This is a genomic window from Flavobacterium sp. KBS0721 (genome assembly GCF_002007065.3).
GTDB lineage: Bacteria > Bacteroidota > Bacteroidia > Flavobacteriales > Flavobacteriaceae > Flavobacterium > Flavobacterium piscis.
This window is the reverse complement of record NZ_CP042170.1, coordinates 2202773-2218934: the sequence shown is the minus strand read 5'-3', so window position 1 is coordinate 2218934 and position 16162 is coordinate 2202773. Positions and strand designations below refer to the sequence as shown.

Annotated in this window: 8 protein-coding genes; 3 read left to right on the top strand and 5 right to left on the bottom strand. The window is 33.5% G+C overall.

The features are described from left to right. Positions 1-53 precede the first annotated feature (53 nt). Positions 54-2204 (bottom strand): RICIN domain-containing protein, encoded by a 2151-nt coding sequence (locus B0M43_RS09770; protein ID WP_078008515.1) that lies wholly within the window; start codon positions 2202-2204, stop codon positions 54-56. Between the two features lie 385 nt (positions 2205-2589). Between B0M43_RS09770 and B0M43_RS09765 the strand changes: the two genes are divergently transcribed. The 3 genes from B0M43_RS09765 (at position 2590) to B0M43_RS09755 (ending at position 5592) form a co-directional block, all read left to right on the top strand. After that, a complete protein-coding gene (locus tag B0M43_RS09765) occupies positions 2590-3000 on the top strand; it encodes a group III truncated hemoglobin (RefSeq protein ID WP_065448318.1) in 411 nt (136 codons plus the stop codon). A gap of 83 nt (positions 3001-3083) precedes the next feature. After that, on the top strand, positions 3084-3530 hold the full coding sequence (locus B0M43_RS09760) for a hypothetical protein (protein ID WP_065448381.1): 447 nt from the start codon (positions 3084-3086) through the stop codon (positions 3528-3530). Between the two features lie 307 nt (positions 3531-3837). Continuing rightward, on the top strand, positions 3838-5592 hold the full coding sequence (locus B0M43_RS09755) for an aromatic amino acid hydroxylase (RefSeq protein WP_078008516.1): 1755 nt from the start codon (positions 3838-3840) through the stop codon (positions 5590-5592). A gap of 243 nt (positions 5593-5835) precedes the next feature. Here the strand turns inward: B0M43_RS09755 and B0M43_RS09750 are convergent, their stop codons facing one another. The 4 genes from B0M43_RS09750 to B0M43_RS09735 all read right to left on the bottom strand — a co-directional run bounded on the left by B0M43_RS09750 (position 5836) and on the right by B0M43_RS09735 (position 15243). Next, a complete protein-coding gene (locus tag B0M43_RS09750; RefSeq protein WP_065448316.1) occupies positions 5836-6465 on the bottom strand; it encodes a DUF4230 domain-containing protein in 630 nt (209 codons plus the stop codon). A gap of 222 nt (positions 6466-6687) precedes the next feature. Then, complete coding sequence (locus tag B0M43_RS09745; protein ID WP_078008517.1) at positions 6688-9006, bottom strand: BamA/TamA family outer membrane protein; 2319 nt, start codon at positions 9004-9006, stop codon at positions 6688-6690. Beyond that, complete coding sequence (locus B0M43_RS09740; RefSeq protein ID WP_078008518.1) at positions 8990-14089, bottom strand: translocation/assembly module TamB; 5100 nt, start codon at positions 14087-14089, stop codon at positions 8990-8992. The genes B0M43_RS09745 and B0M43_RS09740 overlap by 17 nt, the downstream gene beginning before the upstream one ends. Positions 14090-14283: 194 nt before the next feature. After that, positions 14284-15243: a GSCFA domain-containing protein gene (locus B0M43_RS09735; RefSeq protein WP_078008519.1), complete on the bottom strand. Its 960-nt coding sequence runs from the start codon at positions 15241-15243 to the stop codon at positions 14284-14286. Positions 15244-16162: the final 919 nt, after the last annotated feature.

Sequence of the window (16162 nt, the reverse complement as noted above, 5' to 3'; positions counted from 1 at the left end):
TGTCTGAATTTAAAAATCAGACAGCCTTTTTCAAACCAAAATAAAATTGGTAATTATTTCTTTATCACTTTTTTAGAATACGTGCTTTTACTATCATTAACTTTAACTACATAAATCCCTTTTGGTAATTGCGAAATTTCTATTTCGGCTTCAGTACCAGTTGTAAAATCAACGCTTCTTTTTAAAACATTTTGACCGGAAGCATTGTAAACTTCAACTTGTCCTGAACCTGAATTTGGCGTATTAATTTTTAAATAGTTGTTTGTTACATTGATATAAAGAGAAAAATCAGATACGAGACTGGCCTCTTCTTCTACGGCAGCTTTCCTGGCTGCAGAAGCTTCAACCTGTACCAATTGCCATTGCTGATTCAATCCTCCTGTGTATGCCCAAACCTGAATATTGGCTCCATTCGCAGTAGAAACACTTTCGACATCCAATGATTTTCCGCTATTTACATTAATAATACTATAGTAACCTCCGCCAAGATTGTTTACTGTCCATTTAAATTCATTTGAAGACGAAAATGCTCTTTGCTGTACTTTTATTCCATCGGCAGTACTATTACTTTCCGGCGCCAAATACAATCCTGTCGATTTTACAATGATATAATAATTGCCGCTTCCGTCAGGAACAAACTTCCAACGTTGGTTACTTCCTCCTCCACCGGTAATATCATATTGCTGAATACGGCCTCCGCTTGTAGTCGAATTATCTGCAACGTCTAATCCTTTATTGCTGTTTCTTGAAATAATGTTGTAATATCCCGGAAAAGAAGATGATGGCGGCGATCCTGCAGACCAATTAAAAGTAACAGCTGATGATGCCGGAACTGTATAATTAAAAGCTGATGATCCTGAAACCACTTTTATGGTATTGGCTGATCCTGAATTGTAAACCACAAGTGCAATCGATCCGTCAGGATTTCTAAATCCAACTGTTTGAATTGTACCGCTACTACTTGAAGATGAAATCCTTACAGCGCCCGGTTTTACAAATTTCGAGATTTGACCAATAATATAATAAGCCACATTTTTAGTATAACTTGTACTATTATTTACTGTAACAGCTCCTAAACAAGTATTGCATCCTCCGGGAGTACGCGGCCCTAAACTTGGATTATTGGCGGCATTCCATTCCAGAACTGTTTTTGACCAGTTATTGGTACTTCCAATCACGACGTTTTGCATATGCCAGCCAAAATCTCCGCTAAAGCTTCCGCCTGAACCTGTATATTGTTCTGTAAAATAAACGTTTTTGTTTGTGGCATTTCGCACAGTTGACATGGCCGAAATGTTTCCTAAATACAAATGAAACGCTGCACCATCAACATAACTGCTGTTATTTAAAACATCGATAGGATAAGCTGTATTGTCGCAATTGTGATCAAAAGCGATGATTTTGATGTTTCCGTAACCAGCAGCTGCCATTTGAGGCCCAAGTTGCTGATTAATAAAATTCTTTTGTTCTGTAGAATTCATTAACATACTTGGTTCATTATGCGGATTCTCAGGTTCGTTTTGAGGTGTGATTCCCCAAATAGAAATTCCCTGCGCTTGCATTGCTGCAAAATACTTTACAAAATATCTTGCGTAGGCGGCGTAATATTGTGTTTGCAAACTTCCGCCAATCCAGGAATTATTAGTTTTCATCCAGCGTGGCGCTGACCACGGAGTAGCTAATATTTTTATGTTTGGATTGATAAGCTTAATCTTTTTTATAATGGGTATTAAATAGTTTAAATCTGGCCCGTTGAGACTGAAATTATTCATATTCACATCTCCTGAAGTTTCGTTATAACTATAAGAAGAACTGCTTAAATCAGAAGCCGCTATACTAATACGAACTACACTGGCGTTTAAGCCTGTAACAGGATTGTATAAATCGTTTAATAATTGGTTTTGCTGAGTCGCTGCCATTGCGCTTATTACTTCGCAGCTTCCTTCGGTAAGGGTATAGCCAAATCCGTCCATGGTTTGGTAGGTTGTTCCGGCATTTATTGTAATTGTAGAAGGATTAGTTCCTGAATTTGTCCCGAAACTTACTGTAGATTGCTGCTGTAATAATCTTGTCTGATCACCTGATGTGATAAAAGGTGTCACTGTTTGAGCATTTGTTTTGATAATAACGAAAAGCATTATAATAATGACCTGAGTCAGAATTGCTTTTACCCGATTTGTAGGTTTGTGAGTAGTTTTGTGCATTTTTTTTAAAGTTTTGTGGTTTTTAGATAGTTAATTTTCTGTCATTTTATTATGATTATTTTTATTAAAACGCATCTAAATTACATCAATCTTTCACGAAATCGATATAATTAAGACTTTACAAATACACATCATTTGTAAAAATTGCCTTAACAAAAACTTATCTTTTATTTTATCAAACACTTAAATATCAGTTATTTAAAACCTAAAAAAGCCACAAAACATTAATTTTACTTTTTACTACATAAATAAACATTTTAAAATCAAGCTTTTGGATCATCTTCTAAATATTCTATCCTGTTATAAAATTTTCACAAATGATAAATCTTATAGAATAAACTTAGGGTTATAGCTTATTTTTGCGGTTTATATAATTACTAAAAATATGGAGACGCTTAAAGATATTTCGAATTTAGAAGACATTAAACAAATGGTGAACAGCTTTTATGCAAATGTTAGAAAAGACGAACTGATTGGTCCTATCTTTAATGATAAACTGCTAGATCGCTGGGAACCTCATCTGCAAAAAATGTACGGATTCTGGCAGACTATTTTATTTGATGTAAGAGCTTATTCGGGAACTCCTTTTCCGCCACACAAACAATTACCTGTAGATAAAACGCATTTTGATCGCTGGATTGCAATTTTTAATACCACAATCGATGCACAATTTGCCGGACCAATAACCGAAGAAGCTAAAATGCGTGCCGCAAATATGGCCTATATGTTCAGCCACAAAATTGACTATTTCAGAAATGCTGAAAACGAACTGAGAAATTCATCGGGTAAATCTTAAAAATATTACGAATAAAATTGGATACTATTTTAAATTAAATAATTTTGATTGATCCAAATACTATCAAAAACAATTTAATTAAAATGAAAAAAGTTATCCTATTCTTTCTGATTTGTTTCTCTTTTTTTAATCATTTAAACGCACAGTCTCAAGCTCCGGTTTCTAATTTATATAAAGGAACTATTGATGGAAAAATTCCCATAACGCTCTATATTCAAACAGAAGAAAATCCTTGTACGGCAGATTTAATGTTTGCCTCAATGTATCGATATGATAAATCAAACAAATGGATTCAAATATATCCTACGCAGAATACAAAAGCTGAAAATGAATTTGTAATGGTGGAACATGGCTTCAGCGGCGTTTTGCTTGTAAAGAAGACAGGGAATACTTTTTCCGGTTTATGGATCAGCCCCGATACTAAAAAGCAGTTAAAAGTAGATCTAAAAGAAGCTTCAATGACAAAAAAAGAGATTGAAAACTACAAAAAAACAATGGAAAAAGTGAGTTTTGACAATAACGACTGCTAAAATTTTCATTTTTTTTATTAATGCTCCAAAATCTGTAAAATCAAAAGGACTCTAGCGTAAAAAAATAATATCTTTTGAAAACTAAAGCCCTAGCCCTGATAGAAGCGGCATCCTTTTTCTGGCTTCTTTAGCCAGGAAAAGATATAGCGGATAGCAGGAAATAGCTCCTAAAACCTACAAAAGCTCTTTAGACAAACTTCACGAAAAATGCAATAATAAATCATTTCGCATAAAAAAATTGTAACAAATAACAAAAAATAGCGGTCATAATTCGTAATTTTACATTCTAAACTACAACGTTTTCGAAATGAATGCAAGTATTGAAACAAACCCGTTATTAGAGCGACTGCCTAAACATTTAAAGCAATTTATTAAACCTCAGGATTATAGCGATTACACTCCTATAAATCAAGCGGTTTGGCGCTACGTAATGCGTAAAAATGTAGATTATTTATCGAAAGTTGCGCATAGTTCTTATCTAAACGGATTGCGAAAAACGGGCATCGAAATTGACGCTATCCCAAGTATGTACGGCATGAACCGAATCCTTACCGAAATTGGCTGGGCTGCTGTTGCCGTTGATGGGTTTATTCCGCCTAATGCATTTATGGAGTTTCAGGCTTATAATGTTTTGGTTATTGCTTCAGACATTCGTCAGCTTGAACATATTGAATATACGCCTGCACCGGATATTATTCACGAAGGTGCCGGCCACGCTCCTATTATTGCCAATCCTGAATATGCTGAATATTTGAGACGTTTTGGCGAAATTGGCTGTAAAGCAATTTCTTCTCATAAAGATTATCAAATGTATGAAGCGATCAGATTGCTTTCGATTTTGAAGGAAGCTGAAGATACGCCGCAAGAAAAAATAGATGAAGCCGAAAAAGCGGTTTCTGATTTGCAAAATAATATGGGGGAATTGTCTGAAATGGCCCAAATTCGAAACCTGCATTGGTGGACAGTTGAATACGGTTTGATTGGAACTGTTGAAAACCCAAAAATATATGGGGCGGGATTATTATCTTCTATCGGAGAAAGTGCCTGGTGTATGACGGATAACGTAAAGAAAATTCCTTATGATATCTCGGCTGCGAATCAAAATTTTGATATTACGCAGTTACAACCTCAACTGTATGTAACGCCAAATTTCTCTTATTTAAGTTTGATCTTAGAAGAGTTTGCGAATAAAATGGCTTTACGTACGGGAGGTCTTTCGGGGATTCAGAAACTGATTCATTCGAATGCGTTAGGAACAATTGAATTGAGCACGGGTTTACAAATTTCCGGCGTCTTTACCAATGTTCTGGAAGAGGAAGGAAAGCCGGTTTACATTCAAACCACGGGAAAAACAGCTTTATCATACCGTGAAAAGGAACTAGTTGGCCACGGAACTTTGACACATCCGGAAGGTTTTGGAAGTCCGATTGGAAAACTGAAAGGATTTAATTTAGCAATTGAAGATATGAGTCCGAAGGATTTGCAGGCTTATTCTATTGTTGAAAATGAAACTGTAAAACTGGAATTTGAAGGCAATATTATAGTTGAAGGAGAAATCATAACCGGATCAAGAAACTTACATGGAGAAATTATCCTGATTAGTTTTAAAAATTGTACCGTGACGCATGGCGAAACGATTTTGTTTCAGCCTGAGTGGGGAAATTACGATATGGCAATTGGTAAAAAAGTGGTTTCTGCTTTTTCCGGTCCAGCCGATGTGAATAGTTTTGATTTGATTAATTCTGTTCCAAAAACAACCACCATTAAAGCCAAACATACAGACGAACGTGATGATCTTGAGGTTTTATATGCTACAGTTCGAAATATCCGAAATAACGATAGCAATAAAACAGAACTTCAATTAATATTTAATCAATTAAAAAATAATCACCCAAATGATTGGCTTTTGGCTGTTGAGATTGCAGAACTTTTAACAGATGCTTTAACACCTCTTTTACATGAAGTAATAGTTTATTTATCTCAATTGAAAGAAAGACGGCCAGAAGTGGCACATTTAATTTCAGGTGGATTGGATTTAATTTTCGATAAAAAAGCAGTTTAATTTATTGCTCGCGAATTTTAGAGATTTAGACTTATGAACGCAGATTTTTTTTAACGTCAGAAGTTTTTCTACAATCTTTTCATTTCGAGGCACGAGAAATCCCCGCGAGAAGCTCGACAAAGATTAGATTCTCGTTGCGGAGTCACTTGTGGAGATTTCTCGTTCCTCGAAATGACAAACAATACGATTAGTCATTACTTTAATAAACTTAGTGTCTTAGTGCCTTGTGGCAAATGCGGCAAATCACAACTTCAAATCTTCATTAAAATCTTTATCAGATTCGATTGTTTTTCCTTCGTATTGCAATTTCCAACCCATTGAATTGGTTAGGATTAAAATCTTAGACAATTCACTTATTAAACGATTTTGAGCGTTGGTTTTCAGGGTCGATTTCTCGATTTTTTTGGCGAGATTCGCTTTTACCGACTTGTTGATTTTATTGTAATCTTCTCCGGTAAAAGGATTCAGTTTGCTTTGTTCAACATCATAAAACTGAATATCAGGATTTATGGTTATTTCTTCTTTTGGGATATTAAGAATGGTGATCGTTTTATTTTTTTCATCAATATCGTATTTCATTTTATGCAAATCGTAGGCTACGGTAACATTTGCATTTACGACAACAAGCGCTTTCTTCTCAAACGAAACCATATCCATCAAATACTTCTGTTGATTTTTATAGGTGATCACTTCTGAAAAATGTCCTTCGGTAACGACCAGTTTACCAACATTAAGGATTTGCTGCTGAATAAGATTGGTATTATAATCAATGCTAGAATCGTCGTCTTTTTTGAATTCGCAATATTTGAAACCCAATACTATTATAAGTACGAGCGCAGCTAAAACTATTATTCTCTTTATTAAATTTTGCATTCTATTATTTTATTAGACCAATTTACTTCTTTTTTCTAAGAGGCTAAAAGTTTTTTTTCTTACTAAGTTTTTTCGCCACGAATTTCACAAATTTTCACTAATGCTTTGTCTAAAATTTATTAATGAAGTTACTTTAAAATTCGTGAAATTGAATAGTATACGCAAAGTATTAGTGTAAATTCGTGAAATTCGTGGCAAAAAAAAAGATCGCACCAAAAAAATTTAGAACGGATATCCAATTGCGATATTTAAAATTAGATTGTCTTTTCTCCACGGCCCGCTTCCAAAATTAATATCATCGATAACCCATCTTTGACCATCTGGTAAATCAGGTCTTCGCAATGGAAAAGCTAAATCGGTTCTTAATACCAGGAAAGATAAATCAAAACGCAATCCGGCTCCGGCACCAACGGCAATATCTTTCATAAAATCTTTGGTAATTTGTCCGCCAGGCTTATTTGGATCAGCGTTTAGCAACCAAACATTTCCTGCGTCTACAAACAAGGCTCCGCGAACGATACTAAAAAGTTTTGCTCTATATTCTGTACTAAATTCCAGTTTTAAATCTCCGGACTGATCCGGCAAATATGAATTGTCTGTTATCGTATTTACATAACTTCCCGGTCCAAGAGATCTGGCTCTAAAGGCACGAATACTATTGGTTCCTCCTACTACAAATTGCTTTGATGTTGGTAATACACCCGAATTTCCGTACGGAAGTCCGGCACCAATAATGATCCTGCTCGCCCATTCACTTTCCTTGCTTAATTTTAAATAATGCCTGAAATCAGCTTTCAATTTTACAAACTGACTGAACGGAACATCGAAGATTTTTATCGTATCGTTCTTTCTGACATTTGCACCCGTTGCCAAGCCTGTAATGTTTCCTGCCAAATCTAATTCTCCATTAAAATAGAAAGTATTTTTTTTACGTTTTTGCATCGTATTGGTATATGTATACGAATACGTTGGACCAAAAATCAATTGCTTCTCGATAACTCTTCCTAAAGATGCATCTTCTTCAATATCCTGGCGATATTCTGCAGTTACATTATTTGGGCTTACATACGTAACATCAATGATATTCAATTGATGCTCTTTTCTAACATTCTCTTTCCATTGATAACCAAAAGAGGTTTTAAAGGAATTCAACGCGTACAATTGCGTTCGGTTTTGATATTCGTATCGCACCGTTGCTTTGGTTCTAGGTACATATTCGCTATTGCCTTCGACATGAAAAAACGGAACAATAAATCTAGGCCATGTCAAACTGGTTTCTGTTCCCAGTTTGTATATATTTTTTCCGTTATTGGTTCCTGAAAGCTGAAAATCAGCTCCTCCAAAAACAGATACTGTAAGCAATTCTGCACCACGAAACAAGTTTCGGTTGTTCCAGTTTACATTCACTTCTGTTCCTGTATAACTTGCTGAATTTGTTTTTCCTAAAACTTCTACACGAATAAATTTCTTAGGCAAAAGCGTTAAGTAATAATAAGAATCTAACGCATTTTTTATACTGTCTGATGGTTTAAATTCATTTTTCACAAAGCTAAAAGTCCCCAGATTTACGAAACGGTTCAAAGTAAGATTATGATCTTTCCTGTTGTACAAATCTCCTTTTTTGAAATAAATGGCCCTGTCAAAAACTCTGGGCTTAAACGTATTTGCCGTATCAATAATGGTAAAATCCTTGTATTGAAGAATATCTTTCTGAGTGTACTTTACACTGTCTTTTGAAACTGTAAAATTAGGATATACTACAATTTTATTAATCTTATACGCGGTCAAGGCTTTTGGCGGTGCATCGGCTTTTATTACCAGTCTTATCTTTACTTCATGATCGCCTTTACTGCTGTCTACCTGAGCCAGAATATAATCGGGATTAAAGTAATAGTATCCTTTTTCTTTAAGCCTTGCATCTATTCTTTCTCTTTCTGCTTTTATAATATCCAGATCATAGGGCTTTCCAACTTTCAATAAACTTCTTCGGCTCGATCTTCCTATTATTCTTGACATCGCCAGAGAATCATCCGGAAAAATTACACTTTTTATAATGTATTGTTTTTTGGGCGTAACGGTATATTCTGCTGTTACTCTTTTGTTACTTACAGTCGAATCTGCACTGACACGGGTTTTAAAATAACCGCGATTTTCAGTAAAATTTCGTAAAACCGATGCATTATAATCTAAATCGACTTTACTAAAAAGTACAGGCGGTTCGCCAACTTTAGTACGCAGCCAATATCGAATTCCTTTTTGTTTTTTGGGTTGACCGGCAATATTGTAAATCCATAATTTAGGGCGTAATCCTAAAAATTGTTTGTTGGGTTTTGGACGTAATAAGTCTTCCAGTTCATTCTCCAGTGCTTTTCTGTCTTTCTTTTTTATAATAGAATCTTTTACTGTAACAGAACCTCCTGTGTACAATAAATCTCCTTCGGGCAAATATTTTGTATTGCTGCATCCAAAAACAAAAAATAAGGATAGCGCTATAAAATACTTTACATATCGAATGTTCATATTGCTATGTCTTTTGCTCATTTCCTTCAATTTTATTTTCTTCGTTTTCTTCTTTTTTCTTCTCTTCTTTTTCTTTCTGTTTTCTTTTTTCGTTGCGCAATTTTTCTTCTTTTATCATTTCCTTTTCTGCTGCACTACGATGAAAAAGCTCTCTGAATTTATTGTAGCTCATGGTAATGATAAAAGCAACTCCGGTCTCAACCACCTGCCCTTCTACCGCAACCTGATATTCATTTTTTCGATAAGCACGAACCATATAACGTCCGTCCTTTGTAAGCTGATAATCTAAAGCTACATCGCCCGCAATGTTAGTGCTTTCTTCATTGGCGCGTTCCTGTCCTTCAACTGCAAAACTGCTTCCTACGGTTACTTTTAACCTGTCGTTTAACAGTTTTTTAGAAACCCCAACATTTAAGTCGGTTCTGTTTTCTCTCGTTCCTGTGGTATAATCATCTGTTGATTCTAAGTCAAATTCAAGCTGCACTCCGGTAATTAATTCTCCTGCCAGATCATTTAATTGTTGCGAAAGTATTTTACTCACACTTTGTCTCGCTAAGGATTCTGCACTGGTTCCGCCGCTTTCGCTTGCAAACGGATTCTCTCCTATGAATCTATTCAATAATAATAACGCAAAAACCTGTTTGTTTAATTCTGCCGGTTCTTGTCGTAATTGCTCTAGTTTTGTTTGCGTAAGCGATACCACATCTGTAGAAACATCATAATTTCCGTCCGGAAGTACGATATCAAAAGTAATTTCCGGTTTTAAAAGTTCGCCATTCATTTTCAATAATGTCTGAAACGGAATTTTTTGCTTGTAAGTGTTTCTAACCGTCGGATTGTCTGTAGGCAATTGATTCCCAAGTAAATCTATAGGCGCTGTTTCTACTTTATAAATAGCTGTAATATTCAGACTAGCCATGGTTGGTTCTCCGTTCCAGGTAATCGAACTTCCTTTTTGAATATCAAATTTTCGTCGGATCATGTTGAAATTCATTTCGTATGCTCCTTCAGAAAACTCGTATTTACCGGTTAAGGTTGTTTTACCTGAAGGATCAATTCCTCCAGTTAACTGTGCCTCGCCTTTTAGGTTCAGGTAATCCCCGTTTCCTTTGTCGATCACCAATGTCAGTTCGGCTTCCTTGTCGATTGCAATTTCAACGCTCACATCCATACCAATCAGCTGAGATTGATTTAACTGATTTTCCATTGCGATAGTTTGTTTCAGATACATATTATCTTCATCAACAAACTCTACAATACCCTCACGATCTGCAATCGAAGGATCTGATTGTGGTAAAACAACCGTAAATTTAGTGTCTTTGTTGATGTTGATGTTTCCGCCAATAACCGGATTTGCAAGGGTTCCTTTAATATTTAGTTTCGTATCTAAAATCAAATCTCCGTAAAACAAATCGTTATCCACTTCTTTAGAATGTATCGCTCTAAAATCATCTGCAACAACTGTTAATCCGAAATCGAAGTTAGTATAATCCGCTGATTTTATAGTTCCGTTGATCGTTAATTCATTGTCATTTTCATCATGAAAAGTAAATTTATCAAACGTAATTACATCATTCTGAAGCGTGATTTTTTCGTTTTGGGTTTTAAAGAATGAATTCAGTTTCGTCACTCTGAAACCTGTTTCTTTAAAATTCAGTTCTCCATTTACTTTTGGCGCACTTGCATTTCCGGTAATTTTGAAATTTCCTGCTAAATATCCTGTGCCTTCCTTTATATTACCCATACTGAAACCCTGAATACTTTTGATATTCAGTTTCTTTAAATTCAGGTCAAAATCAAGATTTCCGTCATCAATTTTATAATTTCCGTTCAGGTTTACATCATTATCCTGTCCGGTAACCGTAACATTTGCTGCCAGTAAATTATTCGTTTTGTTATCTACTTTTATCGTAATATCACCAACAGGTTCTCCTCTAAAAGCAAACTGATCTACTTTTAAATCTGATGTAAAAGTAGGTTTGGTCATTACATTTTCGACCACTGCATTTCCATTAATCAAACCTTGCATCAAAATTTCATCTTTTTTGACGATGTTCATAATCGTCTCAATTTTGAAATTTACAAATTCAACTTTTAATGGCGCATTATCCTGCTCTCCCTGAGATTGTATTTTTAATTCATTACCTGAATTGGCTAAATAAAATTTATTGATATACAATCTTTTGCCTCCAAATTCAATGACATTTTCAGGATCAATATTCCATTTATCGTAATTCAGTATAAAATTTTCTGCATCGATTTTAAAAATATTTTTAGAATCTTCTGTTTTAAATTCTCCGGCGATAAAATACTGTTGTTTGTCTTTTACATCTTTTACTTCAAGGGCATACGTCAGAAGATTATTTTCTACTTTTCCTGATAAACTCGTAAACGGAATTTTTAAAGAACCACTTTCAATTGTTGCTACAGAAACCATATATTCCAAAGCATTTTCTTTGGCTTCTATATTTATTTTTCCGTCAGCAATAGTATTATCCGCATATACAATTCTTGGGATGGTTCCTTTTACTTCTAATGAATCTGTTACGTTATTGTATTTCCCTGTAATGTTGATAGGTTCTAAACCTGTCAATTTGGGAACCAGTTTAAAAAGTATCGGATCATTATCTATTTTTAAAGTAAAGGCCAAACGCTGCTCATCTGATTCTCCGTTTACTTTCGGATTTTTTAAATCGATGTATTTCGATAATGATTTTTTTATGGCAGATGCTAATGTCGTCAGTTTGTATTTTCCATCTACTTCGGCTTTTAAGAACTGAGAAGATATCTTAATATTATTTCGCGTATTATCAGCAAAAGCAATTATGCGCATAGAATCCAGAACAATTGGTTCTGCGGCTTGCAAAACCTGAACGTTTGAGAGAAACACTTTTCCGTTCAGAAAATCAGGATTACTGTTGGCAATATCTGCATCGATATTACCACGCAGTTTCATTGGTCCGGCATGAAGATTCAGTTTCTCTAAATCGGCGATATCCAGATTTAATTTTAATTTTATCGACGGATATTTATCTTTTGTATCTCCGTTTGCTACCAGATCAAAATGCAAATTAGGATCTTTCATTCCTGATTTTACAGCAAATGATCCATTGGCAATATTTCCTTTTAATGCTAAATCTTTATAAGTATATCTATTGAAAACAGCTTTCTGAACCAATCCGTCAAATTGTGCACGAGCGGTTTTTGGGTCTAAACCATTTCCTTTAACTTTCGCTTTAAGCGTAATTTTCCCAATTGAATCGTTTTTGATTAATCTTCCTACATCGAAATTCAATAAATAAACCGTTGCGTCGTATTTCTCTTTTTTCTTAACGCGCTGATCAAATAAACCATCGACTTTCGCATTTCCGAAACTACTGTTTAAAGCCAGATTGGTTTTGAAATTTTGAACAGAACCTTTAAATTTTCCCTGTAAATTCAATTGTGAAGGCAGCTGAATATTCTTAGGAATTGTTCCTGTTGGCACAAACGAATAAATATCTTTAGAAGTACTTGATACTTTCTTGATATCCAGATCGTAATAAGCTTTTTGAGCATCCGGCAATCCTTTTATTTTCCCCGAAAGGGAAACTTTTGTAGATCCTATTCCGCTCATTTCGAATTGCGGGATATTCAGGTCTTTTATTTTTCCGTTTAAGCGTGTATTCACATACAAAATTGCATTTGGATTGCTTTTAAACGGATTTGTCTTTTGTAAATCCGGAACGAAAAGTAAAATATCTTTGAATCCAATTTTCGACTGATTTAGATTTGCATCCAGAGAAAGATTTCCTAAATCTTTAGAAATCGTGGCAATCGAAGAATACTGCACTTTAACTTTATTTTGAAGTAAAGTTTGAGGCGTTTTTAAATACAAATCATTCAAATACGCATTTTTAGGTCCGTAAAAGAAATTGGTTTTTAAAGACTGAATCTGTAATCCGCTTTTATCATTTGCAGTTAAAGCTTTTATATTTCCGGAGATAGTATCGTTTCCGTAATATAATTTTTCTGCTTTAAGATTTAGTTTATTCAAATCCAAATGACTGTAATCAATTCCTTTTAAGACTGGTTTCGATTGCATATCATCAAATTTGAAAGCAACATCCTGTATATCGATATCGTTCAGTTTTACCTTCCATCCTGCTTGTTTAATAGCAGTTGAATCTAAACTGGGCGTTTTAATTTGTTTGTCTTTTGTTCCTAATCTTAGGTTTCCTTTTAAATTTTTAAGTTCGAAAGTATCGAAATCTAAAAGCTGATTGTTCAGATCTATTTTGTTTACCGATAAATCAAGATTACCGAGTTTTATCCCTGAATCTAATTTTGAATCTTTATTATCGTACGCAATATCAATTTTAGACAAACTGATTTTGCCTAATTTCAAATTAAAATCTTTTCTTTTCGAAATAGTATCAACGGTTTCTACAGAAACTTCTGCAATTTTTTCTACAGCATCCTGATCTAAAACCAATTTTAATCCGTCTAATTTAATGTTCGGAATATCAAAATTCATTTTATCTAAATCGAATTCCTGGAATTTGGTATCAAAATGGGTTAGATTGACCTTGACATCATTCTTAGAAAAATCATCTTTAAAATTGAATTTGACATTATCCAGATTCACTTTTACAACTGATATTTTGAATGGTTTAGCATCCGGATCTTCTACTTTCGGTTCTTTAGATTCAAATGCTTTTATGATGTAATCGAAATTAAAAACGCCGGCTTTATTTCTTGAAATATTGGCCGTGACATTTTCAAGCGAAACTGAATTGATTTCTAATTCGCTGCTTACTAATTTAAATAAATCAACATCGACTTCTAAACGTTTACCTGCCAGTAAAGTATCTTTTTTTTGATCTTCAAAATAAAAACCTTCAAGAACTACATCTTTCGGGAATTTAATCGAAATATGATCTAATGAAACTTTGGTTTTAATTTTATTATGAAGATAGGTAATCGCTTTGTCCTTCGCATAATTTTGGATAGAAGGAACCTGAATTAAAACAATTAAAAGTAATAAAAGTGCAATGATAGTAACCACGCACCATAAAAGTATACGTAGTGTTTTTTTAAGAAAATGAATGGGTTTCTTATTCATACGTCAATAAAACACGATTAGATTAAAGTTGCGTTATTATAAAGCTGTATTTATACAGTTTACAAAAATGAGAATTTTAAACTTTAACAATTTACATAATTACACGCAATTATTCTAAAATTTTACACACAAATAATTATTTTCTTACTTTTGAATATGCCACGAAGGCGCTAAGACACAAAGAAAAATTAACTTTAAAATTTAATGTGCGCCCATTTTTCCTGAATACTACTTATCTTCTGTTGTAGTTTAGCTAAGAATTTCTGATGTTGTTCTGAGTCTGGATTGAAGCTGCGATGGCGAAGGCTTTTTTGTATTTCTGAAACTTCCTGCATGGTCGAAATACTATCTTCTGAAATATAGTTTTCACTGAATTTATGCCAGATATAATCGATTGCTACCTGATTAGGATGCAACATATCCTCAGCATAAAAACGATAATCACGAAGTTCATCCATCATGATTTCGTAAGAAGGGAAATAGTTATGAGTTATGAATTCTGAGTTATGAGTTTTTAAAACTTGATGAAGTCCCGCAAACAGATGCGATTTGCTCAATTGATTTTCTGCAAAACCATCTTTCATATGTCGTACAGGCGAAACCGTAAAAATGAAGTTGATGTCTGGATTTAAAACCTGAATTAAATCTATCGTATTTTGAATGCTTTTTTGAATTACTTCAACCGATAATAATTCTTTTGAGAATTGTTTTTGAGGTACTTTATGACAATTGGCTACAATTTGATCGCTTTCTGTGTTTCTGTAAATCCAGGAAGTCCCGTAAGTTATGATAATATGGGTGGCTTCTTTTAAGTTTTTATAGGTTTCCGAAATCGCTTTATTCAACGTTTCCAATAATTCTTGTCGGTCTGAATTACTTAGATCCGAATGTACTTCATAACTATGCCAGCGCTCGTTATAAAAGAAAATATCTTTTTCTGTATAAAATTCTTTCTTAATGATTCTGCTGATTATTTTTTCGATCGAAACAGAATTAAAAATAATCCCAAACGGATTGGTTTCGTTTTGAAATTTAAAATAATCGAATTTCTCTGCCATATTTTCCGCAAAACAGGAACCAATAGAAATGATCTTCGAATTATAATCGATTGGATTGTTGGCTTTAGAAATGGGTATTTGGGTTCTAAATTGCATGGCTTTTTATTTAAACACGAATTTCACGAATTTTCAGCAATAAAAAAACCAAATACAGAAAGTATTTGGTTTTTATTCAAGTACAAATGTATTTGTAAATTAGTACGTATATTCCAAAATCTCTATTATTGCTCCAGTCTAATTGTAAGTTATTTTTTAAACGGGTAACTTTTTTTTGTATTCATATTAGAGTAGGGCTCAAATTGAATATTTGATGACGATCCCTGCTTTATAATAGCTTTATGAAAAGTTAGATTACTACTTGAAGAATATTTAATTCATTAAGAAAATCAGCCTGATCTAACAGTAAATTTAAACATCTAATATTTTTAAACATATTATTATTTAAATCATATTCATAAACAGAAGTAGTAACAAGATCACTTTTATCTCCTCCCAATTATGTTCTACTTTAACAATATTACTATTCACTACAATAAGTATATATTCAGCATTTTTTTTGATCCAATATCATTTATTAAGACACTAAATTTGCTTTTTAATTGTACCATTATTATATTTACTTTCTACATCATTATTAAATAAGTCAACCTTGTGCAACTTATCATTTAGATAATTATACTTGGCTTCGTAGTATTTTGACTCCTTTCCTCCGGTTAAATATTGTCTTATTTCTTTGTTATTTTATTACATTCATAATTAATCTTAAGATTTTTATTTAACACCTTTACAATTTTATTCCTGTCATAATTTATAGTTGTGATAACTCCTTGCAATCGATTTTTAATATTTTTTTAGTATTATCTTTTTTTGTAAAATCAAACTATCATCTTAAATATCAGCATGATAAAATATTAAATAAAGAAGATAAAAAAAATAACTAAAAATCTTTTCATAATATTTTATTTAAAATCATCATACAAAGAGAACCATTGACAAAAAATATGTACTACTAAAA